Here is a 22,123-nt window from a genome sequence, read left to right on the forward strand (position 1 = left end):
GGGGACTGACGGGGGCGTCCAACGGTGGCCGAGCGTGGCGGATTTCGCCGTGCCCGCGATCGCGGCGGTCTTCCAGCTGAGCTTCACCTACCTGCTCACGTTCGAGAACCCGCTGGACGAGCGGGAGTGGATGGTGTTCTCCACGGCCGCCGCCTGCTCGTGCGTCGCGCTGATCTGGCGGCGCGCGGCGCCCGTGGCGGTGCTGACGATCGTGGTGCTGGTCAACGGGATCGGCCAGCTGGCGGTCGGCTCCCCGGACACGCTGATCGACGGGGTGACCGACGCGATCGCCCTCTACTCGCTGGCGGTGCACCGGGGGCGGCGGCACGCGGTGCTCGGCGGCTTCGGCGCGTGCGCCGTGGTCAGCGTGACGTCCGTGCCGCATCTGGAGGGCGGGCCCGACCTGTGGTCGGACGTCCTCTCGAACGTGCTCTTCTACGTGACGATCGTCGCCCTGGGGCAGATCCGGCGGGAGCGCAAGGCGCGGCGGCTGGAGCTCACGGCCCGGCTGGCCGAGGCCGAGCAGGAACGCCGGGCCGCGGCGGAGGCCGAACGCGAGCGGCTCGCCCGCGACCTGCACGACGTCGCCGGCCACCATCTCAGCGCCGTGGTCGTGCACAGCGGCGCGGCCGCACGCCTCGACGACCGGGAACTGACCACCGGGGCTCTGACGGTCGCCGCGGAGACCGGCCGCGACGTCCTCAAGGCCTTGAGCAAGCTGGTGGACGTGGTGGGGCCCGAGGCGGGGGACGGCGAGCTGAAGTCGCTGCTTCCCCCTCTCTGCCACGGCCTGACCCGGCTGGGCATCCCAGTGTCGCTGACGGTCGAGGGCCGGCCGCGGAAGCTTCCTCCCGAGGTCACCACCGCCGCGTACCGCATCGTGCAGGAGTCCCTGACGAACGCGATGCGGTACGCGTCGGGCGCGCCAGTGCGGGTCGAGGCGCGTTACACGTCCTCTGCTTTGGAAGTGACGGTCACCAACGACGCTCCTGGCGAGGATGTCGCCGTGCCTGCTCTCGGCACCAATCGCGGTATCGCCGGTATGCAAGAGCGGGCGACGGCACTCGGCGGCACGCTCGACGCAGGCCCTTCCCCGGCGGGCGGCTGGTCCGTCGCGGCAGTCCTGCCCACCACGCTGGGCGGGCCAAGGCGGGGCCCAGGCTGGCCAGAGGTCCTGGATGCCACTGCCATCGGGTTCTGCGTGGCGACGCCGACCATCCTGGCCTTCGCACTGCAGGAAGAGTCGATCCTGCAGGGCTGGTCGCTGGGCCAGATGGTGCTTGTCACGGTGGCGTTGTTCAGCCGCGCACTCCCGCTGTGGTGGCGACGGCGCAACCCCTACGGCACGCTCATCGCCCTGGTCATCGTCGACTCGATCTGGGCGGCCGTCGCCGCGCAGGTGTCCGAGGCGCTCCTGGGCGTGCTCGCGGTCGGGTTCGCGGCCGAGCTGATCGCGGTCTACTCCGTGGCCTGCTACTCCCGCAAGGGCAGACCGACCTGGCCGGCCGTGCTCATCGCCCCCATCCCGTGGGGGGTGGCGATCGGATCCGCGCTGGCCATCGACCCCGAGCCGAACGAGCCCGGCGCGGCCGCGTTCGCGCTCGTCTTCGGCCTGATCGCGGGCAGCATGTTCTCGGCGCTGACGTTCCTGCCGTTCTGGGCCTGGGGGAAGGCCGTCGCCGCCCGCAGCCGGAGCTGGGAGATCAACGCGCTGGAGACGATGGCCGCCCGTACCGGCGAGGCCGTCCTCGCCGAGCGGCACCGCATCGCGATGGGACTGCGCGGGACGGTCTTCGACCACACCTCCCGGCTCGTCCGCGCCGCCGAGGCCGGCCTCGCCGGCACCGTCGTGGACGCCCGGGCGGCCCTCGACGTCGTCACCGAACAGGCACGGGCCGCTCTCGTCGACATGCGCGAGCTGCTGGACGCGATGGAGGAGCAGACGTGAGCATCCGGGTGCTGGTGGTGGACGACCAGCATGTCGTCCGGGCGGGCTTCACCGCGATCATCGAGGGCGAACCCGACCTCGAGGTGGTCGGCCAGGCCGGGGACGGCGCGGAGGCCCTGCGCGCCGTCCGGGAACTGCGGCCGGACGTCGTGCTCATGGACATCCGCATGCCCGGCATGGACGGCCTGACGGCGACCCGGGAGCTCATGGGCACGACGACCCGGATCCTGGTGCTCACGACGTTCCACCGGGACGAGTACGTCTTCGGGGCCCTCCGCGCGGGCGCGTCCGGCTTCCTGCTCAAGGACTGCGACCCGCAGGAACTGGTCGACGCCATCCGCACGGTCGCCGAGGGCGCGGCGATGCTGGCGCCCGCCGTCACCCGCCGCCTGATCGACGCGTTCGTGAGCGGCACCGTCTCGCCGCCCTCACCGGCCGACGACCGCCTGGAGCTGCTCACCCAGCGCGAACGCGACGTCCTCGTCCAGGTGGCCCAAGGTCTGAGCAACACCGAGGTCGGCGCCGAGCTGGGCATCGGCACCGCGACCGTGAAGACCCACGTGAACGCGATCCTCACCAAGCTGGACCTCCGCGACCGCGTCCAGGCCACGATCTTCGCCTACGACACCGGCCTGGTACGCCCCGGCCGTTAGAGCATCCCCTTGGCGTAAGCGAGCACCGCGAAGAAGGCCAAGCCCACGACGACCGTGATGAAGGTTTCTAAAACCCCAGGCAACCATGCCAGCCGGCCCTGCTGCTCATCCTCGTCCATGTACCAAGCGAACCCCGAACCGTGTCCCCCGCGCGTCATACGCCGGAATGGTCCTTTGTCAGCCCTTCGATAGCCCCCAGGGTCAACCGCAAGGTGGAGATGTGATCAAGCTCACGCCCTTAGTTCCCAGGCACTAGAGGCGCAGACATTTGTATAGATCTGTCCGCTTTACCGAGCCAGGCCGTGACCTGGGGTGACATTGCCCGCCTCTGGCACCCGCGTCCCAGGCGCCACCCGAGACAGTTGGACGCCCGTCCGAGCCGATTTGTTCGCACACCCGACCACCCCTGGTCAACACCTAAGTCGATCATAAAAATGATCTTGTCCAGACTGCTACGTTGACCTGGCTTATCTCCCGAGATTTCAGTGCATGGAGGGATTCATGCGGCGTTTCGCAGCCGTTGCTCTGTCCGCCGGAACCCTGATGGCCGGCATGGCCGCCATCAGCTCCCCCGCCCAGGCGACCGACGTCGTCCTGGCGGACTCCGCCGCCTCGACGGCCGCCGCCAGCGCCCCCTCGGCCTCGGCCGCGGCGCGCGCGTGGAAGCCGATCAACTCGTACCCCAAGATCAACGCCTGGGGCACCTACTCCCGCAACAGCAGCCGGGTCACCGTGACGGGCAAGCTGCAGGACACCGACCAGAACGGCTGGACTGCCTGCGTCCGCTTCCTCTTCACCGAGACGGTGGGCAGGAAGACGTACAAGTACTACTCCCGCCACCACATCGTCGCGGTCCGGTCGAACGGCACCCGTTACGCCTACGACGGCCCGGGCACGATCACCATCCGGACCAGCTCCTCCTACACGGGCCACGCCTGGGTCCAGGAGTGCGGCCGTAGCAAGAAGACCGGCAAGTTCCTCTACGGCAAGGGCAAGAAGCTCTACTAAAGCCCGAGCTGTAACACCTGTCCCGTAATGAGCGCGGACCACACAAGGGCCTGACCCCTCAGGGGGTCGGGCCCTTGTCATGCGAGTGCTAGGTTCAGGTCGTTCCGCCAGGCCCCGCCCCGAAGGAAACGCCATGCGCCGCCGTCTCGCCGCTGCGACCGTCGCATCCCTGACCGTAGCCTCCGTCAGCACCATCAGCGCCGTAAGCGCCGTCACAAGCGAGGCGAACGCCGCCGGGCGCACGTGGACGACAAGGGCCGGTTACCCCGATATCGCCGCCGGCGGCACCTACTCCTTCTACAAGGACAAGCACAACAAGAAGCGCATCCGAATGGACGGATGGCTGCGCGACAAGAAGGAGAACGGCTGGGCCGCGGGCGTCCAGTTCCAGACCACCAAACCCGGAAAAATCCACCGCAGCAAGGTCTATTTCTTCCGGTCAGGAAAGCTTCCCGCCGACTACGACTACACGAAGAACGAGAAGTACGGCCTCTTCTTCACTTCGGATTATCTCAGCCACTTCTACGTACGCGAGTGCGGCGTCCGGTCCAACAAGTACAGGACCAAGAAGTGCGGCAAATGGCAGAAGGTCTACTGAGCCAGACCACTACCAGTCAAGGTCGACCTCGTCGTCGAGACCTCGCACCGGGAGCGCACGCCCGCCCTTGTGCAGGTCGACAATTCCTCCACTTGTCAGCAAATACAGGCCTGATGCGTCACTCTTGAACGCGACGACGCCCAGGCTTGCCGTGGACGCCACTCGGAACTTACGAATCGTACGGCCGTCCCGGGCCGAGAGTTCGGAGAACTCGATCGGCCCCGAAGGCGCCTCCGTGGATTTCAGCACCCCGATCGAGTGTTCCGAATTCTCTGAAGAATCGGATCCCACGATCAACTCCTGTGTCGAAGTGAGCACAGAACGACCGTCCGGACTCGCCAAAGCCGCTACGTAGCTCAACGGCGCCTTGATTTTCTGGATGACCTTGCTGTTGGCCGCCAACTGCGCCCCACTCGGCACGGAGGCACTGATCACCCGCAATTCTTCGGCGACCCCAGGGCCACCGGGGGGATCATCCGACTCTTTTGAGTGAACGAAAAAGAGCTGATTTCCACCGGCATCCCACGAAAGGTCGTCCGCCCCGCCCTCAGCTCCAAGCCATTCCCGTCGCGTATTGTTCACCAGATCGATGACCGCGACGCTCGCCTCCTGTGCCGAACTCTCGTTACCGCAGGCGGCAGCAGAGAACGCCAATTTGGTGCCGTTCGGCGTAACGGCGAGCCCGCCGTTGCCCCCCTTGGTGCCCGCGATGGGCCCGCCGGCGATTGGTTCAAGTGCGATGATCTTGCCCGCGTCGCTGACCCTCACCCGCTGAATCGTGGTCCGGCATGGTTTCTGCGAACTGGGTTCCGATGCGACGTAGAACGTGCGGTTGTCACCGAGCGCCGCCACGTCATCGAACGAGATGCCCCTGGGCGCCTTGTACCGGTCGACGAGCCGCCCCGTCGCGGCCTCCCGGACTTCGAGGCCGTACGACGAATGATTGGGATCGTCACTGTCGTCCACGGTGCTCATGAAAATGAACTTGGGCATGGTCGGTATCCGCTGGAGGCGCGGCGCCTTGTCGTCCCACAGGCGCTGTGCGGTCACGAAACCAGCGAGGACGAGCAGGACGGCCGCGACCGCCCCCAGGGGCACCAGGCGGCGTTTCAGGAGCGAAGGGGCCGGAGTGCGTTCGGGCAGGGGGCGGTGGATCTGGTCGTCCACCGTGCCGGCGGTGGCCTGCAGGGCGTCGCGGAGCCTGTCCTCGATGCTCATTTCCGGACCTCCTCTCCCATCTCGCGAGCCAGTGCGGCGAGCGCCCGGGTCATGGTCGAACGCACGGTACCCGGCCGGATGCCCATGGCCTGGGACACCTCGTCGTCGGAGAGCTCGAGGTAGAAACGAAGAACGAGCGCCTCGCGTTGCCGGCGGGGCAGGCGGGCCAGCGCCTGCATCACCTCACGGCGGTCCTCGCTGAGGATCGCCGCCGACTCCGCGGACCATACCGGCGGCTGGTGCGGCTCGGTCCGCTGCCACATCCTCTTGCGGCGCCGGAGGGTCATCCGGCAGCCGTTCAGCACGGCCGCACGCACATACGCCAGAAGTTTCTTCTCGTCGTCCAGCTTGGGCGCCTTGTCCTGCATGCGCAGGAAGACGTCCTGAACGACATCCTCGGCGGTCGCCTCGTCACCGACGAGGAGCACGGCCATGCGGATGAGCCCGACCTGGTGCTCCCGGTAAAGGGACGTCAGGACGGACGTCGCGACGACACCGGACGTCACCGCACCCCCGAGGCGGGGACGAGGCGCCCGCGCTCTGGGCGGGCAGGCTTACGGACCACGTGGGGATCATAGGGGTCGCCGCACCCCAAGTCGCGTTATGTCAACACATGGCTAATGACATCGGGTCAGAAATCGGTCAAGCGCTGCGCGTCGCCGCCTTCCTTCCGATCAGAGCACGGAACGCCGCGCTCGGCTCCAGCCCCATCTCCCGCCGGAGCAACTGCTGGAACCTGGTGAAGACCCGCCAGGCGCCGGCCAGGTCACCTCGCGCGAGATAGGCGGCGGCCATCACCCTGTGAGGCACCTCGTTGAACTCGTCCACGCTCACCGCAAGGCTCGCAAGCTCGATGGCGGTCGGGCAGTCCCCTGCCTTCAACGCCTGTTCCGCAAGCCGTTCCAAGGCAAGCAACCGGAGACGGTTCCAGCGGTCCCGGGCCTCCCACACGCTCTCGTCCGGCCACCCGGACAGGAGCTCCTCCCCAAGAAAGAACCATTCCGCCGGATCAGTCGCCGTGGGCGTCCCGTTGACGACCTCCCGCGCGCGACGTTCCGCCGCGTGCAGGTCCACCGAGACGTTCTCGGCCAGCCGGACGCAATCGGACGTGGCGATCAGCAGCCGGTCGCCGGTCTCACGCTTCACTCGCCAGAGCATCTGGCGCAGGCGCTTGGCCGCGCCACAGGTCTCCAGGTCGGGCCACATCCGAACCTGGAGTGCCCGCCGGGACAGCCCGTCCCCCTCCAGCGCCACCGCGATGACCAGAGAGCGCATCCCGTCCGTCAGCGGCACCTCGAACCCGTCGAGGTGACACCGCACGGACGGCATGAGCTCCAGCGAACCCCCGTCACTCTGACATCCCGTCGCCATCGCATCCTCCGCAGCACTCCGGCCTCTGGAACCCCGTACGCGAAGTAGATGCTCAAGCCCCCGAGTCTGCTGCTTCCAAAATCAAGAATCTCGAAGAAATCTCCGCCGACCGGACGCGGAGCGCCCCCGGAGCCTGGGGGCTGGCTCCGGGGGCGGTTGGGGCGGGCTGGCTTGTCAGGCCGGGCGGCCGCACTGCCAGTTCCAGGTGGTCTCCGTGCAGACCGTGACCATCGCCTTCTTCGGCTTGCCCTTGAAGGTGTAGGCCTTGGACGTGAAGTTGCGTTCCTGGCCGTTGTTGACCTTTATGACCTGGTGGTTGTGCTTCTTCTTGCCGACGTACCAGCTGAGATAGACGTAGGTCCACGTCTTGTTCGGCTTGAAGTCACGGACGTTGCCCGCGACCCGCACGTAGTAGTGGCCGCGCTTTTTGGCGGTGCCCCACTTGACGGTGCCCGCGGAGTCTCCGTACTTGTTCCCGGCGTTGTACGGCCGGCTCCGGCTCGCGGCGTGCGCCGGAGCGGTCAGGCCCAGGATCATCGAACCGGAGGCCGCGGCGACGACCGCGGCAGAAGCCCACTTACGCATGACGTCTCCCTGTGGTTTCATGCTCGATCAGCCCGGCCGGCCGCAGGCCCACTTCTTTCCGGCCTTGGTGCACACGGTGACCTTCGCGTTCTTCGCCCACTTCTTGTTCTTGAAGAAGTACGAGACCTTGAACGACTTCGTCCTGCCGTTGTAGACGGTGGCGACCTTCTTGTTCTCGTGCTTCCACTTCTTGCCCTTGCCTACGTCGAAGCTCAGGTACACGTAGGTGGCGGAGGACGTGCCGGGGAAGTCGCGCACCTTGCCTTCGATGGCGAGGTAGTTGGGGAGGAACGACTTGTTGTCGTTCCAGATCACAGATCCGCGCGAGTCGCCGTACTTGTTGCCGGCGTTGTAAGGCCTCCTCTTCTCGGCCTTGATCTGCGCTTGGGCGATGTCGCCGGACGTGGAGGCGACGGCGGGGGCCGCCAGGCCGGCGGTGAGAGCGGTGGCCGCGCTGAGGATGACCAGCGACCGACCTGCTCGGGACATGCTGACATTCACGGCTGCGCTTCCTTTCGTCTGGTTTCTCCGAACGAGCGGTCGGAGGAAATCAGACGCGCGTCTCCGTGGCGTCTCCGGGTCGTCTCCGGGGTCTCTCCGTCCTCTCTCCGGGTCATCTCCGGCGCAGATGACGAGGGCCGCCCACGAATTTCCGTGGGCGGCTCAGGTGATGCCTGTCAGGCGTTGTCGTCCTTGCGGAGGGAGAGGCCCTCTTCGGCGGGAGCGGGCTCGTCCTTGACGAGAGAGGGCGCCGCCGGCTCGTCCTTGGTGAGGGACGGCTTTTCCGACTCCTCGTGGGGGGCGTCAGCCGACGCGTCAGTCGGCTCGGTGGTCAGGTCCTCGTCTTCGTCCTCGTCGGTGAGGAGGACGCCCACCACGGAGCGGATCTTGTCTTCGGGGATGGCGCCGGCGCGCAGGAGGCGGGGGATGGAGCCGGTCAGGTCGACGATCGTGGACGCCTCGGCGTGGCCGGAGGGGCCCGCGTCGAGGTAGACCGAGACCGCGTCGCCGAGCATCTCCTCGGCCTCGTCGACGGTGCGGGCGGCGGGCTTGCCTGTGGCGTTGGCGCTGCTGACCGCGAGCGGGCCGGTCTCCTTGAGGAGCTCGACGGCCAGCTCGTGCATGGGCATGCGGACGGCGACGGTGCCCTTGGTCTCGCCGAGGTCCCAGAGGAGGTTCTGGTTGGCGCGGCAGACGAGGGTGAGCGCGCCGGGCCAGAACTCGTCGATCAGGTCTTGGCCGTAGGTGCCGAGGTCCTCGATGAGCGCGGTCGCGGCGCGTACGGAGCCCACGAGGACGGGCGGGGGCATCTCGCGGCCACGGCCCTTGGCGTCGAGCAGGGCGGTGACGGCGGCGGGGGTGAAGGCGTCGGCGCCGACGCCGTAGACGGTGTCCGTGGGGAGCACGATCAGCTCGCCGCGCCGTACGGCCGAGACGGACTCGGCGATCCCCCGGGTGCGCTCCATCGGCTCGGAGCAGTCATAGCGTCGGCTCACGATGGCCATCCTTCCACGGATCAGTCCGTTCCCAGGCGGGCCGTGACGAAGCGGTCCCGGTTGGTCAGGTCACGGCGGTTGCGGACGTCGCGCCAGCCGTTCTCCTCGGCGAACACCCAGTAGACGGCGTTGCCCTGCAGATCGCTGTGCTCGACGGCGACGTAGCCGCCGGGGCGCAGGAGGCGGCGGGCGGTCTGCTCGACGACGCGGATGGCGTCCAGGCCGTCGTCACCGCCGCCCCACAGCGCGTCGGCGGGATCGTGGTCGCGGACGTCGCGCGGCACGTACTCCCACTCGCTCATGGGGATGTACGGGGGATTGCTGACGACGAAGTCGACGGTGCCGTTCAGCTCGTGCAGCGCGGCGGCGAAGTCGTCGAGGTGGAGCCGGACCTGGCCGCGTTCGTCCAGGTCGTCGATGTTGCGGGTGGCGTGCGCGAACGCGGCCGGGTCCTTCTCGACGGCGTGCACGCGCGCGCGGGGCGACTCCTGGGCGATCGACAGCGCGATGGCCGCCGAGCCGGTGCCGAGGTCGACGACCAGGGGGTCCCGGACGTCCATGTCGCGCAGGGTGTCGAGGGCCCAGCCGACCATGACCTCGGTCTCGGGGCGGGGCACGAAGACGCCCGGCCCGACCTTGAGCTCCAGGTAGCGGAAGAACGCGCGGCCGGTGATGTGCTGGAGGGGCTCGCCGGCCTCGCGGCGCGCCACGTACTCCCAGAAGCGGGCGTCGAACGCGCCGTCGGAGACGGTGTGCAGCTCGGCCCGGTTGACGCGGTGCACGGCGGCCGCCAGTTCCTCGGCGTCGGCCCGGGGGGACGCCGCGCCCGCGTCGGCCAGCCGCGCGGTGGCCCGGGCGATCTCGTCGAGCAGCAGGTTCATGACGACTGCTGCGCCTCCGCGAGGCGTCGTTCCATGTCGGCGTCGACCAGGGCCTGCGTCACGTTGTGCAGGTCGCCGTCGAGGACCTGGTCGAGGTTGTAGGCCTTGTAGCCCACCCGGTGGTCGGAGATCCGGTTCTCCGGGTAGTTGTAGGTGCGGACGCGCTCGGAGCGGTCGACCGTGCGGACCTGGCTCTTGCGCTCGGCGGACGCGGCGGCCTCGGCCTCCTCCTGCGCCATCGCCAGCAGCCGGGACCGCAGGATGCGCAGCGCCTGCTCCTTGTTCTGGAGCTGGCTCTTCTCGTTCTGGCACGAGACGACCACGCCGGTCGGCACGTGCGTGATCCGGACGGCCGAGTCGGTGGTGTTGACGCTCTGGCCGCCGGGGCCGGACGACCGGTAGACGTCGATGCGCAGGTCGTTGGGGTCGATCTGGACGTCGACCTCCTCGGCCTCGGGGGTGACGAGGACGCCGACGGCGCTGGTGTGGATGCGGCCCTGCGACTCGGTGGCGGGGACGCGCTGCACGCGGTGAACGCCGCCCTCGTACTTGAGGCGCGTCCAGACGCCCTCCTCCTGGGAGGCCTTGGCCTTCACGGCGACGGTGACGTCCTTGTAGCCGCCGAGGTCGGAGTGGTGCGCGTCGATGACCTCGGTCTTCCAGCCGACGCGTTCGGCGAAGCGCAGGTACATGCGGAGGAGGTCGCCGGCGAAGAGCGCCGACTCTTCGCCGCCCTCGCCCGCCTTGATCTCCAGGAGCACGTCCTTGTCGTCGGACGGGTCGCGCGGGATCAGCAGGCGGCGCAGCCGTTCTTCGAGGTCTTCCCTGTGCTTCTCCAGCTCGGTGGCCTCGGCGGCGAACGCCTCGTCCTCACCGGCGAGCTCGCGCGCGGCCGCCAGGTCGTCCTCGGTGGTGCCCAGCTCCCGGTACGTCTCGACGATCGGCCGCAACTCGGCATAACGCTTGCCCAGCCGACGCGCCAAGGCCTGGTCGGCATGGACGGCGGGGTCGGCCAGCCGGCCCTCGATATCGGCGTATTCGCTGATCAGCTCGTCGAGATTCACGTCTTTTCCCTGCTCCGGTGTCCGCGGTGCGGCTCCGGCCGCCGCTGCGGCGGCCGCCTCGTCAACTTCGAGCGGCCCGGGGACTCAAGGTCCCCGGGCCGGCCTCGAACGCTGCAAAGCGGAGGTCTTACTTGCTGTCGGCCTTCTTGCCCTTGCCGAAGCGCTGCTCGAAGCGGGCCACGCGGCCACCGGTGTCGAGGATCTTCTGCTTGCCCGTGTAGAACGGGTGGCAGTTCGAGCACACGTCGGCGTGGATCACGCCGTTCTCGGCGGTGCTGCGGGTCTCGAAGGTGTTGCCGCACGTACACGTCACGGTCGTGACGACGTAGTTCGGGTGAATGTCGGGCTTCATGGGTTTCTCCTCGCCGTTCGGCGGTCGCCGGGCGCCCCGGACTCGCGCGCTCGATGCGCGGGAGATGTGGGAAGCGTGAACCGGTACCGCAGCGGTTGCACTCCAAGTGTGCCAGATACCCGAACGTGCCGAGGTCACCGGGCATTCCCGATCTTGCCCGGATGACCCCGCGAGCCCGCCCCGGCCCCGCGCCCGGCCCGGTCAACCTGCCCGGAGGTAGGTCAGGACGGCCATCACGCGGCGATGATCATCGCCGGTGGGCGGGAGCGTGAGCTTGGCGAAGATGTTGGAGATGTGCTTCTCCACGGCGCCGTCCGAGACGACCAGTTGCCGCGCTATGGCCGCGTTCGAGCGTCCCTCGGCCATGAGGCCCAGGACCTCGCGTTCGCGCGGCGTGAGGGCCGCCAGGGGGTCTCCGGCCCGGCGCCGTCCCAGCAGCTGGCCGATCACCTCGGGGTCGATCACCGTGCCGCCGGCGGCGATCCGCCGCACGGCGGCGATGAACTCCTCGATATCGGAGACACGTTCCTTGAGCAGGTAGCCGACACCCTCGGTGCCGCCGCCGATGAGATCGGTCGCGTACCGCTCCTCCACGTACTGCGAGAGGACGAGGATCGGCGTGCCCGGGCGGCTCTCCCGGACCGCCAGCGCCGCCCGGAGACCCTCGTCGGTGAACGACGGCGGCATCCGCACGTCGACGATCGCCAGGTCCGGAGCGTGCTCCTGGACGACCCCGAGCAGGCTCGGCCCGTCCCCCACCGTGGCCACCGTCTCGATCCCGGCGTCCCCGAGCAGCCGGACGAGCCCTTCGCGCAACAGCACCGAGTCTTCGGCGATCACCACCCGCATGCCCCCCATTATCGGGGCTCGTCCGGCCCACGGGCCTCCGTCTGCCGGACGAGCCTTGATCATTCTGCGGGCCTTCCGAGAACCGGTCCACCGGAACCGGGTCCGCCGGAGGGGAGCGGGCCTGCCAGGAGCGGGCCTGCCAGGAGCGGGCCTGCCAGGAGCGGGCCTGCCAGGAGCGGGGCCTACCAGGAGCAGGGCAGGTCGGCGCGGATGATCGTGGGACCGCCGGGCGGGCTGTCCACGATGAGCATGCCGTCGATGGTGGCGGCGCGGTCGGCCAGGCCGGCCAGCCCCCCGTCGGGCTGCGCGACCGCGCCGCCCACACCGTTGTCGATCACCTCGACGACCACCCAGTTCTCCTCCTGGACGACCCGTACCGAGGCGCGCGTGGCGCGCGCGTACTTGGCGATGTTGGCCAGCGACTCGGCCACGATGAAGTACGCGATGCTCTCGACCGCGGCCGGCGGACGTTCGGGCAGGTCGACGTCCACCTCGACCGGCACCGGCGCGCGGCCCGCCAGCCCCGAGAGGGCCGGGTCCAGCCCCCGGTCGGTGAGGATCGCCGGGTAGATTCCCCGAGCCAGATCGCGCAGCTCCGAGATGGCCTCTTTCGTGCCCGCGTGCGCCTGCTCGATCAGCGACCGCGCACCGTCGGGGTCGTCCTCCAGCTTGGCCCGCGCCCGTCCGATGTCCATCGCCACGGCCAGCAGCCGCTGCTGGGCGCCGTCGTGCAGATCACGCTCGATCCGGCGCCGTTCGGCCTCCACCGCGTCCACGCCCCGGGCCCGGCTGGCCTGAAGGTGCTCGGTGCGGGCCCGCAGCTCCCGGTTCTCGATCTGGGAACGGCTCGGGCCGAGCAGCATCCGCGCGTAGAAGGCGTGCCCGATGGCCATCACCCGCGTCACGTACAACGCCAGCAGGAGGAATCCGGCCCCCACCACCGACCAGGGCAGCGCGGTCAGCGGATTGCCCGCCCAGTAGGCCCAGAACCCGAAGTTGATCTCCACTCCGCCGTCGGCCAGGGTCCAGACCGGCAGGAAGAGGAACGTCACGGTCGCCGTCCACACCATCGCCGACACCACGAACTCGGCCAGCGAGATCGGGAACAGCAGCGCCAGATAGGCGAAGTCCTTCCAGGTCGCCGGGTCGGCGGCCATCACCCGCACCTTCCGCAGCGGATTGCCGCCCTTCGGCATCCGCCGATACGGAGTCGGGATGCTGACGCCGAACGCGGCCTTCGCCAGCAGCCGCTCCAGCATCGCCCCACCGCGCCACGCGATCATCAGCAGCAGCCCCAGCGGGACGCCCACCCAGATGATCAGCAGGCCGAACGAGAGCGCCAGCCCCACCGTGAGCACGACGAACCAGCCCAGCCCGAACGCCAGGCTCACGGCCAGATAGATCGCCGAACGCCACGACAGCGACGACCGGACCATCGCCAGCGGCCGCCACGATCCGTCCGCCACGTTCACCTCACGCGTCGTCCCGCCCGAGGCGGCACCCCTCAGCTCGCCCACATCGTCCCTCCATGCCGAGTCCACCGTACGACTCCAGCCTGGTCCAGCCCCCTCCCCCGGACCATCCGGTCCACCGCCGACCGAAGGTAGGGCTAGCACCAGTTTTATGGCTTTCACGGCTGCTCATCCTCGAACCACACGCTGACACCGTTCAGGTTCAAACGTGAAACGACGCCCCTGCCGCCGGAGGTATCCGGGGGCAGGGGCGTCGGTGATTCAGCGGCCTCGGGCTTCGAGGCTCGGAGTGTCAGCTCATCGGTCGTCGGAGACGGTGGTCTTCTGGACCTGGAGCAGGAACTCGGCGTTGGACTTGGTCTCCCTCATCTTCTCCAGGAGGAGCTCCAGCGCCTGCTGGGTGTCGAGGGCGTGCAGGACACGGCGCAGCTGCCAGACGACGCGCAGCTCTTCCGGTGCCATGAGGATCTCTTCCTTGCGGGTGCCGGACGCGTCGACGTCCACCGCGGGGAAGATCCGCTTGTCGGCGAGCTGGCGGTTGAGCTTGAGCTCCATGTTGCCGGTGCCCTTGAACTCCTCGAAGATGACCTCGTCCATGCGGGATCCGGTCTCCACCAGGGCGGTGGCGAGGATGGTCAGCGAGCCGCCGTTCTCGATGTTGCGCGCCGCGCCGAAGAACCGCTTGGGCGGGTAGAGCGCGGTCGAGTCGACACCACCGGACAGGATGCGGCCCGACGCGGGCGCCGCCAGGTTGTACGCGCGGCCCAGGCGGGTGATCGAGTCGAGGAGGACGACCACGTCGTGGCCGAGCTCCACCAGGCGCTTGGCACGTTCGATCGCCAGCTCGGCGACGGTGGTGTGGTCCTCGGCGGGACGGTCGAAGGTCGAGTGGATGACCTCGCCCTTCACCGACCGCTGCATGTCGGTGACCTCTTCCGGACGCTCGTCCACCAGGACGACCATCAGGTGGCACTCCGGGTTGTTCTTGGTGATCGCGTTGGCGATCGACTGGAGCACCATGGTCTTGCCGGCCTTGGGCGGCGAGACGATCAGACCGCGCTGGCCCTTGCCGATCGGCGACACGAGGTCGATGATCCGCGTGGTCAGGACGCCCGGGTCGGACTCCAGGCGCAGCCGCTCCTGCGGGTACAGCGGGGTCAGCTTGGAGAACTCGACGCGGCCCTTGGCCTGGTCGGGCTCCATGCCGTTCACGGTGTCGAGGCGGACGAGCGCGTTGAACTTCTCGCGCCGCTCGCCCTCGCGGGCCTGGCGGACCGCACCGGTGATCACGTCGCCCTTGCGCAGGCCGTTCTTGCGGACCTGGGCCAGCGAGACGTACACGTCGTTGGGGCCGGGCAGGTAGCCCGTGGTGCGGACGAACGCGTAGTTGTCGAGGATGTCGAGGATGCCCGCGACCGGGATGAGGACGTCGTCCTCGCTGATCACCGGCTCTTCGTAACGGTCGCGGCCCTGGCCGCGACCGCGGTTGCGCTCGCGGAACCGGCGGCCGCGCCGGCCCCTGCCGCCGCTCTCGTCGTCATCGGCCTGGCCGCCGCCGCCCTGGCCGCCTTGACCGCCCTGGCCGCGCTGGCGCCCGCCCTGCTGGTCACCGCGGTCGCCGCGCTCGCCCCGGTCCCCGCGCTCGCCGCGACCCTGGCCCTCGCCGCGTTCGCGGCCCTCGCCACGCTCACCGCGTTCACGGCCCTCGCCACGCTCACGACCTTCGCCGCGCTCACCACGCTCGCGACCTTCACCGCGCTCGCGGCCGTTGCGGCTGCGCTGACGACCGCCGTCGCGGCCGCCGCTCTCGCGGCCGCCCTGGCTCTGGCCTTGGCTCTCGCCGTCGTCGTTGCCCGACGCCTCGGCCTTGCCACCGCCGCTGCCGCCACGCTCGCCGCGGTCGGCCTGGCGCTCGCCGCGCTCGGGCCGGTCGGCCGCCTTGTCGTTGGCGCCCTTGCCGCTCTTGTCCGTCTTCTCGCTCTTGCCGGCCTTGTCGATGACCGGGGCGGTGTCCGGGATGGTCACCTGGTCGTCGGCGGCCTCTCGCTTGGCCGCGGCCGCGCGGGTGCGGCGCGGGCGCTCGGCCTTGACCGTGGCAGCGGCTCCTTGCTCGCCCCCGGCCGAGCCCTGCCCCGCGCCACCCTGCTTCTCCTGGATGGCTGCGATGAGCTGGCTCTTGCGCATCCCGGTCGTGCCGGTGATGCCGAGGCTGGACGCGAGCGCCTTGAGCTCGGGCAGCACCATGGCCGACAGGCCGGTGCCAGTCCGGCGACGCCGGGGGGTGGCAGCCTGCGCGCCACCGGCCTCCGCGGCCTCGGCGGCTGGTGCCGTGCTCGATGCGTCCGTAAGGAGTTCGCTGGATTCGCTCACTAAGGGTCCTTCCCAGGGAGCGGGCGTAGGCCGGCGGTCGGCCAAGCAACCCGGTGATGCGGCCCGGCGGGGGCGCCGGGTCGGGCTCCGCTGATCACGATGGGGTCGCGATCGGCGATTTCTGGGCACAGCCAGATGGTGGTCGGGACGGTTCGCTCGCGCGTGTCCCCCGTACCGCTACGTCCGTAGTTTCGCTGGAATGCCTGACAACGGGATGTCACGGTGTCGGGGAGCCTAGTACGCGGGACCGACACGACCGAAAGGTCGAACAGGCGACGCGTGGCTGACGAGCACACAGCCCCGAGTGGGGCATCTGGTGCGGCATTCAGCCTAACATCACCAGGGCGCACTGCTATTCCCCAGAGGTCGATGTCTTCGCATTTTACCTAGCTGGATCATTGCACCTGGCCGGAGCACTCCACCAACTCCCGCTCACGCGGGACATCCCAAGGACCGGACCTACGCACCGTCGAGCCGAACGCAGGCGCCGTGGGGGGCAACGTTCAGCGGGTGTATGTGCCAGCCATTACCCACTTCCGGGCCTATCGAATCAACTTGTGATGCGGTTGTGAAGGCCAGGACAGTAGGACCTGCCCCGGAAATCACCGCCGGCACTCCGTTCGCGCGCAGGCGGGCGACCAGCGCAGCGGATTCGGGCATGGCGGGCGCCCGGTAGTCCTGGTGCAGCCGGTCTTCGGTCGCGTCCAGCAGTACGTCCTGCGGGAGTCCCTCGTTCAGTGCCGCGATCAACAGCGCGGCGCGGCCCGCGTTGGCGGCGGCGTCCCGGTGCGGCACGGCGTCCGGCAGCAGCCCGCGCGCCCGTTCGGTGGCGAGGCGCTGGTCCGGGACGAAGGCCACGACCTGGCGTTTCAGGTCGAGCCGGACGAGTTTGGGCCCGTCGCCGGTCGTCCAGGCGATGGTCAGCCCGCCGGCGAGACAGGGCGCGACGTTGTCGGGGTGGCCCTCGATCTCGGTGGCGAGCCGCAGCGCGCCGTCGTCGTCGAGGAGCTTCCCGTACGGGTGCAGGGCGCGGGCGGCGGTGATGCCGGCGACGATCGCCGCCGAGGACGAGCCGAGGCCGCGGCTGTGCGGGATCCGGTTCGTACATCGCAGGCCGAGCCCCGGCGGCTGCCCGAGCGGCCGGCCGGGAACGGGCCGGCCGAGGCCGGACCCGGCCAACTCGTCGATGAGATCGAAGCAGCGCCGCAGCACCTTGACGATCAGATGGCGCTCGCCGCGGTCGGCGACCTCGGTGCCCTCGCCCTCGACCTCGATGGACAGGCCGCCACTGGTCACCGCGACCTCGACGTCGTCGTACAGGCTCAGCGCGAGCCCCAGCGAGTCGAACCCCGGCCCCAGGTTGGCGCTGGTCGCCGGCGCGCGGACGAGCACCGGCTCGGCCGCCCAGGAGGGCGTCTGGCCAGTTGAGGGGTCGTGTGGGGTCCGTCCTGGTGAGGGGCCGTGTGAGGGGTCGCGCTCGTCGTCCTCGTCGTGCTCTGGGGTCATGTGAGGCCCAGCGCGGAGGCGGCGGCGTGCGCGTCGACCTTGACCGTGGTCGGGGCGGGCGCGCCGGAGATCGCCCAGTCCGGGTCCTTGAGGCCGTTTCCGGTCACCGTGCAGACGACCTTGGAGCCGGGCCGGACGACTCCCTGCTCGTGGGCCTGGAGCAGCCCGGCCACGCTCGCGGCGGACGCGGGCTCGACGAACACGCCCTCCTCGGACGCCAGCATCCGGTAGGCCCGCAGGATCTGCCGGTCGGTGACGGATTCGATGGCGCCACCGGACTCGTCGCGCGCGGCGATCGCCAGGTCCCAGGAGGCGGGGTTGCCGATGCGGATGGCGGTGGCGATGGTCTGCGGCTTGAGCACCGGCTCGCCCTTGACGAACGGAGCGGCGCCGCTGGCCTGGAAGCCGAGCATGCGCGGCGTACGTGAGGACGCGTTGTCGGCGGCGTACTCCTTGTATCCCATCCAGTACGCCGAGATGTTGCCCGCGTTGCCGACCGGCAGGCAGTGGACGTCCGGCGCGTCGCCGAGCGCGTCGACGATCTCGAACGCGGCGGTCTTCTGGCCCTGCAAGCGATACGGGTTGACCGAGTTGACCAGGGCCACCGGGTAGTCGGTGGACAGCCTGCGGGCCAGCTCGAGGCAGTCGTCGAAGTTGCCGTCGACCTGGAGCAGCCGCGCGCCGTGCACCAGGGCCTGCGCGAGCTTGCCCATCGCGATCTTGCCCTGCGGCACGAGCACCGCGCAGGTCATCCCGGCCCGTACCGCGTAGGCGGCGGCCGAGGCGGAGGTGTTGCCGGTGGACGCGCAGATCACGGCCTTGGCGCCGTCCTCGGCGGCCTTGCTGATCGCCATCGTCATCCCGCGGTCCTTGAACGAACCGGTGGGGTTGGCGCCCTCGACCTTGAGGTAGACCTCGCAGCCGGTGAGCTGGGACACCCGGTTGGCGGGCACCAGCGGCGTGCCGCCCTCCAGCAGCGTGACCACGGGGGTCTGATCCGTCACCGGGAGCCGGTCGCGGTACTCCTCGATCAATCCACGCCAGCCACGGCGAGCGGTCGCGTTCACAGTCGTCTCCTCGATGACCTGCGATGTTGTGCGGATTCTACCGGTGCGTCCGGGACGATTCCGTCCCGCGCGGCAGTGGTCTCAACCCGTGGGACGGGCGAGTGACGGCCACGTCATTCGTGTGATGGCGGCTGTGCGCCAGTCGTTCGTCGCCTTGCGGCCGATCATTCGTCGCCTTCGACGCGCATGACGCTCGCCACCTCGCGGACCATCTCCAGGTTGCGGAGCCCTTCGACCGTCGCAGTCAGCGCCGCGTCCGAGGCACGGTGCGTCACCACCACGAGTTGGGCGTCCTCGCCCATGCCCTCCTGGCGCACGGAACGTATGGACACGTCGTGGCGGGCGAACTCTTCGGCGACCGTCGCCAGGACGCCGGGACGGTCGGCTACGTCGAGCTGGATGTAGTAGCGCGTCACCGTCTCGCCCATGGGGAGAACGGGCAGCTGCGCGTACGTCACCTCGACCGGTCCGGACGTGCCGCCGACCAGGTTGCGGGCGACGGCGACCAGGTCGCCCAGCACGGCCGACGCCGTGGGCGCGCCGCCCGCACCCGCGCCGTAGAACATGAGGGAGCCCGCCGACTCGGCCTCGACGAACACCGCGTTGTACGCCTCGCGGACGCTCGCCAGGGGATGCGACCGGGGGATCATGGCCGGGTGGACGCGCACGGAGACGCCGCGCCCGTTGCGCCCGTCCTCGGACGGCACGCGTTCGCAGATGGCCAGCAGCTTGACCACGCTGTCCATCTCCTGGGCGCCGGACACGTCGGCGGCGGTGACCTCGGTGATGCCCTCGCGGTGCACGTCGGCGGCGGTCACGCGGGTGTGGAACGCGAGCTGCGCCAGGATCGCCGCCTTGGCCGCCGCGTCGAAGCCCTCGACGTCGGCGGTCGGGTCGGCCTCGGCGTACCCAAGCGCCTGGGCGTCTTCCAGTGCGTCGTTGAACCCGGCGCCGTGGGCGTCCATCTGGTCGAGGATGTAGTTGGTGGTGCCGTTGACGATGCCGAGCACCCGGTGCACATGGTCACCGACCAGCGACTCGCGCAGCGGGCGGAGCAGCGGGATCGCCCCGGCCACGGCGGCCTCGTAGTAGATGTCGGCCCCGTACTCACGGGCGGCCGCGAACAGCGTCTCGCCGTCCTCGGCCAGCAGCGCCTTGTTCGCGCTGATCACCGACTTGCCGGCCTTCATGGCCTCGAGGATGAGCGTCCGGGCGGGCTCGATCCCGCCGATCACCTCGATGACGATGTCGACGTCGTCGCGGGTGACCAGGGTGTGCGCGTCGGTGGTGAGCAGCGCCGGATCCACGCCCTCGCGCTGCCGGTCCAGGCGCCGCACCGCGATGCCGGCCAGCTCCAGGGGGGCGCCGACGCGCGCGGCGAGGTCCGCCGCCTGCTCGCTCAGCAGCCGGACGACCTCGGTGCCGACGACGCCGCAGCCCAGCAGCGCCACCCGCAGGGCCGCCCCGGGTTTCAGCGCCCGGCCGGGTTTCGGCGCCCGTTCGGGTTTCACGCTCCTACCTCCGTTTTCACGCCCCCGCGCCCGGCGCCGTCGAGCCCGTGCTCGGCGTCCGCACGCCCGCGCCAGGTGCCGTCACGTCCGCGCCCGGTGTTCACACGCCCGCCTCGGCGTCGAGCCGCAACAGGTCGTCGTCGGTCTCGCGGCGGACGATGATCCGCGACGTGCCGTCCTTGACCGCCACCACGGCGGGCTTGGGGACGTAGTTGTAGTTGCTGGCCATCGATCGACAGTACGCACCGGTCGCCGCGACCGCCACCAGGTCCCCCGGCGCAAGATCTTCGGGCAGCCAGAGGTCGCGCACGACAATGTCGCCGCTTTCGCAGTGCTTACCGACAAGTCTGCTGAGCATAGGCGAGGCGTCGGACGTCCGGCTGGCCAGCACGCAGGTGTACTCGGCGCCGTAGAGGGCGGTGCGCAGGTTGTCGCTCATCCCGCCGTTCACCGAGACGTACGTCCGCAGGCCCTCGACGTCCTTGACGGTGCCGACCTCGTACAGCGTGACTCCGCCAGGGCCGGTGATGGCGCGCCCAGGCTCAACGGTCAGGCGCGGCATGCTCAGCTCGTACGCCTTGCACTCGCGGGCCACGATCGCCCACAGCCCGTCCGCGATGGCCTTGGGGTCGTGCGGCTCGTCCCCCGGCACGTACGCGATGCCGTAGCCGCCGCCGAGGTCGAGCTCGGGCAGCTCGATCCCGTGCTCGTCCCGGATCGCGACGAGCAGCTCGGCGAGCCGGTGCGCGGCGACCTCGAAGCCGTCCGTCTCGAAGATCTGCGACCCGATGTGGGAGTGCAGCCCCACGAGCTCCAGCTGGTCGAGCTGCAGGACGCGCCGCACCGCCTCCAGGGCCGCGCCCGAGCTCCGCGAGAACCCGAACTTCTGGTCATCGTGGGCGGTCGCGATGAACTCATGCGTATGCGCCTCGACGCCCGTGGTCACGCGGATCATGACCTTGGGCCGGACGCCCCGCTCGCGCGCGAGGAACCCGAGCCGCGCGATCTCCTCGAACGAGTCGAGGACGATCCGCCCGACGCCGGCCTCCAAAGCACGCTCCAACTCCCAAGGCGCCTTGTTGTTGCCGTGCAGCGTGATCTTCTCCACCGGGAAACCCGCGGCCAGAGCCACCGCGAGCTCTCCCCCGCTGCACACGTCCAGGCCGAGGCCCTCCTCGTTCAGCCACTTGGCCACGGCCGTGCACAGAAAGGCCTTGCCCGCGTAGTGGACGTCGCCGTCATGGAACGCCGCCGCGTACTCCCGCGCGCGCGCCCGTACGTCGTCCTCGTCATACACATAGAGAGGCGTCCCATACTCAGCCGCGAGATCCCGCACGTCGATCCCGCCGACATTCAGCACGCCCTCCTCCCGCTTGGCGCCGCGCGGCCAAACGCTCGGCTCCAAAGCGTTCAGGTCCTGCGCCGGCGGCATCGGGTGGTCTTCGGGCAACACGTCCGCGTGCCGGGGCCCGGCCGGGTGAACTCTGCTCATATCCGCTCTCTAGGGGTCTCACCGATCATCTTCAGGCCATTTCCGAGGGCGATGCGCGCGGCCTCCGCCAGAGTGACCCTGGCCCCGTGCACCGCCCCGGGTTTCTCGTCGCCCTTGGGCAGCGCCGGACACCGCTCGTACGCACCATGAAAAGCGTCGGCCAGCCGCTCAAGACACTTCACCAAAGCCGAGGCATGACCCTCTCTCCCAGCCTGCGAAGCACGGCCCGGAAGATCCCCGAGAACCCCCACCACCAAGAGCTCCTCGGCCCCCAGCCCCTCGGCCGCTCCCCGCGAAACCCCAAGATCCCGGGCCCGCCGCCCCACAGAACAGGCTCGCGCATAGGCATAACGCACGCGAAACCCAGGATTCTCAAAAGTCCGCGGCCGATCGTGCCACCCCCCATGGGGCACCTCAGCGACCCCATAGGCATCGCCCGCACGCAGAACACCCTGAACGGTCTCCGCGACCCCCACCGAAACCGTCAGGAACCCCCCGGAGGTCTCAACCCCCAAGATCCCCGGCTCCGTGCGCACCCGCTCCGCGACACCCTCGACATCGAGCCCCAGCCGCAAGGCCACCGGACTGCCATAGGTGCCCGGCCCCAGGCAGCTCAACGGCACATCACGCACGCCGACGGCACGCGCGATGGCACTGCTGACATCGGCTGGGGTCACCCTGG

22 protein-coding genes are annotated in these 22,123 nt (G+C 69.7%); 4 read left to right on the top strand and 18 right to left on the bottom strand.

The genetic code is table 11. The features are described from left to right. Window positions 1-34: 34 nt before the first annotated feature. Window positions 35-1,948: a histidine kinase gene (locus ACGFNU_RS23210; protein WP_392596697.1), complete on the top strand. Its 1,914-nt coding sequence runs from the start codon at window positions 35-37 to the stop codon at window positions 1,946-1,948. Further along, window positions 1,945-2,601, top strand: a complete 657-nt coding sequence (locus ACGFNU_RS23215) for a response regulator (RefSeq protein ID WP_392596698.1) — start codon at window positions 1,945-1,947, stop codon at window positions 2,599-2,601. Before ACGFNU_RS23210 ends, ACGFNU_RS23215 begins: the two co-directional genes overlap by 4 nt. On the opposite strand, the gene ACGFNU_RS23220 is transcribed toward ACGFNU_RS23215, so the two are convergent. Continuing rightward, window positions 2,598-2,720 (bottom strand): hypothetical protein, encoded by a 123-nt coding sequence (locus tag ACGFNU_RS23220; RefSeq protein WP_392596700.1) that lies wholly within the window; start codon window positions 2,718-2,720, stop codon window positions 2,598-2,600. The two genes, ACGFNU_RS23215 and ACGFNU_RS23220, sit on opposite strands and share 4 nt — an antisense overlap. A gap of 382 nt (window positions 2,721-3,102) precedes the next feature. Here ACGFNU_RS23220 and ACGFNU_RS23225 point away from each other — a divergent pair, with 382 nt between their 5' ends. Together ACGFNU_RS23225 and ACGFNU_RS23230 are read left to right on the top strand one after the other, a co-directional pair. Beyond that, window positions 3,103-3,609 (top strand): hypothetical protein, encoded by a 507-nt coding sequence (locus ACGFNU_RS23225; RefSeq protein ID WP_392596702.1) that lies wholly within the window; start codon window positions 3,103-3,105, stop codon window positions 3,607-3,609. 133 nt (window positions 3,610-3,742) lie between these two features. Next, on the top strand, window positions 3,743-4,207 hold the full coding sequence (locus ACGFNU_RS23230; RefSeq protein WP_392596704.1) for a hypothetical protein: 465 nt from the start codon (window positions 3,743-3,745) through the stop codon (window positions 4,205-4,207). 9 nt (window positions 4,208-4,216) lie between these two features. Here ACGFNU_RS23230 and ACGFNU_RS23235 read toward each other — a convergent pair whose 3' ends face one another. From ACGFNU_RS23235 to ACGFNU_RS23315, 17 genes are all read right to left on the bottom strand, one after another. Next, window positions 4,217-5,425 carry a hypothetical protein gene (locus ACGFNU_RS23235; RefSeq protein WP_392596706.1) on the bottom strand — a complete coding sequence of 403 codons (1,209 nt, stop codon included), beginning with the start codon at window positions 5,423-5,425 and terminating at the stop codon, window positions 4,217-4,219. Continuing rightward, window positions 5,422-5,931: an RNA polymerase sigma factor gene (locus tag ACGFNU_RS23240; protein WP_392596708.1), complete on the bottom strand. Its 510-nt coding sequence runs from the start codon at window positions 5,929-5,931 to the stop codon at window positions 5,422-5,424. The genes ACGFNU_RS23235 and ACGFNU_RS23240 overlap by 4 nt, the downstream gene beginning before the upstream one ends. A gap of 136 nt (window positions 5,932-6,067) precedes the next feature. Further along, window positions 6,068-6,796, bottom strand: a complete 729-nt coding sequence (locus ACGFNU_RS23245; RefSeq protein WP_392596709.1) for a BTAD domain-containing putative transcriptional regulator — start codon at window positions 6,794-6,796, stop codon at window positions 6,068-6,070. A 174-nt stretch (window positions 6,797-6,970) separates the two neighbouring features. Then, window positions 6,971-7,381: a hypothetical protein gene (locus ACGFNU_RS23250; RefSeq protein WP_392596710.1), complete on the bottom strand. Its 411-nt coding sequence runs from the start codon at window positions 7,379-7,381 to the stop codon at window positions 6,971-6,973. 27 nt (window positions 7,382-7,408) lie between these two features. Next, window positions 7,409-7,870 carry a hypothetical protein gene (locus tag ACGFNU_RS23255; protein WP_392596712.1) on the bottom strand — a complete coding sequence of 154 codons (462 nt, stop codon included), beginning with the start codon at window positions 7,868-7,870 and terminating at the stop codon, window positions 7,409-7,411. 188 nt (window positions 7,871-8,058) lie between these two features. Beyond that, the gene (locus ACGFNU_RS23260) at window positions 8,059-8,877 is read right to left on the bottom strand and encodes an L-threonylcarbamoyladenylate synthase (RefSeq protein WP_392596714.1); all 819 of its coding nucleotides are present in this window, start codon (window positions 8,875-8,877) and stop codon (window positions 8,059-8,061) included. A gap of 20 nt (window positions 8,878-8,897) precedes the next feature. Then, window positions 8,898-9,758 (bottom strand): peptide chain release factor N(5)-glutamine methyltransferase, encoded by an 861-nt coding sequence (gene prmC / locus ACGFNU_RS23265; protein ID WP_392596715.1) that lies wholly within the window; start codon window positions 9,756-9,758, stop codon window positions 8,898-8,900. Continuing rightward, window positions 9,755-10,822 (bottom strand): peptide chain release factor 1, encoded by a 1,068-nt coding sequence (gene prfA, locus ACGFNU_RS23270; RefSeq protein ID WP_392596716.1) that lies wholly within the window; start codon window positions 10,820-10,822, stop codon window positions 9,755-9,757. The genes prmC and prfA overlap by 4 nt, the downstream gene beginning before the upstream one ends. Window positions 10,823-10,949: 127 nt before the next feature. Beyond that, on the bottom strand, window positions 10,950-11,174 hold the full coding sequence (gene rpmE / locus ACGFNU_RS23275) for a 50S ribosomal protein L31 (protein ID WP_392596717.1): 225 nt from the start codon (window positions 11,172-11,174) through the stop codon (window positions 10,950-10,952). Between the two features lie 201 nt (window positions 11,175-11,375). Beyond that, entirely contained in the window at window positions 11,376-12,023 is a 648-nt protein-coding gene (locus ACGFNU_RS23280) for a response regulator (RefSeq protein WP_392596719.1), read from the bottom strand. A gap of 182 nt (window positions 12,024-12,205) precedes the next feature. Further along, window positions 12,206-13,540 (bottom strand): sensor histidine kinase, encoded by a 1,335-nt coding sequence (locus ACGFNU_RS23285; protein WP_392596720.1) that lies wholly within the window; start codon window positions 13,538-13,540, stop codon window positions 12,206-12,208. 252 nt (window positions 13,541-13,792) lie between these two features. After that, on the bottom strand, window positions 13,793-15,865 hold the full coding sequence (gene rho / locus ACGFNU_RS23290; protein WP_392596722.1) for a transcription termination factor Rho: 2,073 nt from the start codon (window positions 15,863-15,865) through the stop codon (window positions 13,793-13,795). Window positions 15,866-16,324: 459 nt separating this feature from the next. Next, window positions 16,325-17,371, bottom strand: coding sequence for a homoserine kinase (thrB, locus tag ACGFNU_RS23295; protein WP_392596723.1), 1,047 nt, complete (start codon window positions 17,369-17,371; stop codon window positions 16,325-16,327). Beyond that, window positions 17,368-18,438: a threonine synthase gene (gene thrC, locus ACGFNU_RS23300; RefSeq protein ID WP_392596725.1), complete on the bottom strand. Its 1,071-nt coding sequence runs from the start codon at window positions 18,436-18,438 to the stop codon at window positions 17,368-17,370. Before thrC ends, thrB begins: the two co-directional genes overlap by 4 nt. A 164-nt stretch (window positions 18,439-18,602) precedes the next feature. After that, window positions 18,603-19,889, bottom strand: a complete 1,287-nt coding sequence (locus ACGFNU_RS23305; RefSeq protein WP_392597731.1) for a homoserine dehydrogenase — start codon at window positions 19,887-19,889, stop codon at window positions 18,603-18,605. A gap of 160 nt (window positions 19,890-20,049) precedes the next feature. Then, window positions 20,050-21,441 carry a diaminopimelate decarboxylase gene (lysA, locus tag ACGFNU_RS23310; RefSeq protein WP_392596727.1) on the bottom strand — a complete coding sequence of 464 codons (1,392 nt, stop codon included), beginning with the start codon at window positions 21,439-21,441 and terminating at the stop codon, window positions 20,050-20,052. Beyond that, window positions 21,438-22,118, bottom strand: a complete 681-nt coding sequence (locus ACGFNU_RS23315; RefSeq protein ID WP_392596728.1) for a DALR anticodon-binding domain-containing protein — start codon at window positions 22,116-22,118, stop codon at window positions 21,438-21,440. Before ACGFNU_RS23315 ends, lysA begins: the two co-directional genes overlap by 4 nt. Window positions 22,119-22,123 lie beyond the last annotated feature (5 nt).

Origin of the sequence: Spirillospora sp. NPDC048911 (assembly GCF_043198015.1) — a bacterium.
Lineage (GTDB): Bacteria > Actinomycetota > Actinomycetes > Streptosporangiales > Streptosporangiaceae > Spirillospora.

Coding starts and splice junctions, on each gene's coding strand:
- ACGFNU_RS23220 (WP_392596700.1), bottom strand. CDS start 2,720: ATGGACGAGGATGAGCAGCAGGGCCGGCTGGCATGGTTGCCTGGGGTT.
- ACGFNU_RS23225 (WP_392596702.1), top strand. CDS start 3,103: ATGCGGCGTTTCGCAGCCGTTGCTCTGTCCGCCGGAACCCTGATGGCC.
- ACGFNU_RS23230 (WP_392596704.1), top strand. CDS start 3,743: ATGCGCCGCCGTCTCGCCGCTGCGACCGTCGCATCCCTGACCGTAGCC.
- ACGFNU_RS23235 (WP_392596706.1), bottom strand. CDS start 5,425: ATGAGCATCGAGGACAGGCTCCGCGACGCCCTGCAGGCCACCGCCGGC.
- ACGFNU_RS23245 (WP_392596709.1), bottom strand. CDS start 6,796: ATGGCGACGGGATGTCAGAGTGACGGGGGTTCGCTGGAGCTCATGCCG.
- ACGFNU_RS23250 (WP_392596710.1), bottom strand. CDS start 7,381: ATGCGTAAGTGGGCTTCTGCCGCGGTCGTCGCCGCGGCCTCCGGTTCG.
- ACGFNU_RS23255 (WP_392596712.1), bottom strand. CDS start 7,870: ATGTCCCGAGCAGGTCGGTCGCTGGTCATCCTCAGCGCGGCCACCGCT.
- prmC (WP_392596715.1), bottom strand. CDS start 9,758: ATGAACCTGCTGCTCGACGAGATCGCCCGGGCCACCGCGCGGCTGGCC.
- rpmE (WP_392596717.1), bottom strand. CDS start 11,174: ATGAAGCCCGACATTCACCCGAACTACGTCGTCACGACCGTGACGTGT.
- ACGFNU_RS23280 (WP_392596719.1), bottom strand. CDS start 12,023: ATGCGGGTGGTGATCGCCGAAGACTCGGTGCTGTTGCGCGAAGGGCTC.
- thrB (WP_392596723.1), bottom strand. CDS start 17,371: ATGACCCCAGAGCACGACGAGGACGACGAGCGCGACCCCTCACACGGC.
- lysA (WP_392596727.1), bottom strand. CDS start 21,441: ATGAGCAGAGTTCACCCGGCCGGGCCCCGGCACGCGGACGTGTTGCCC.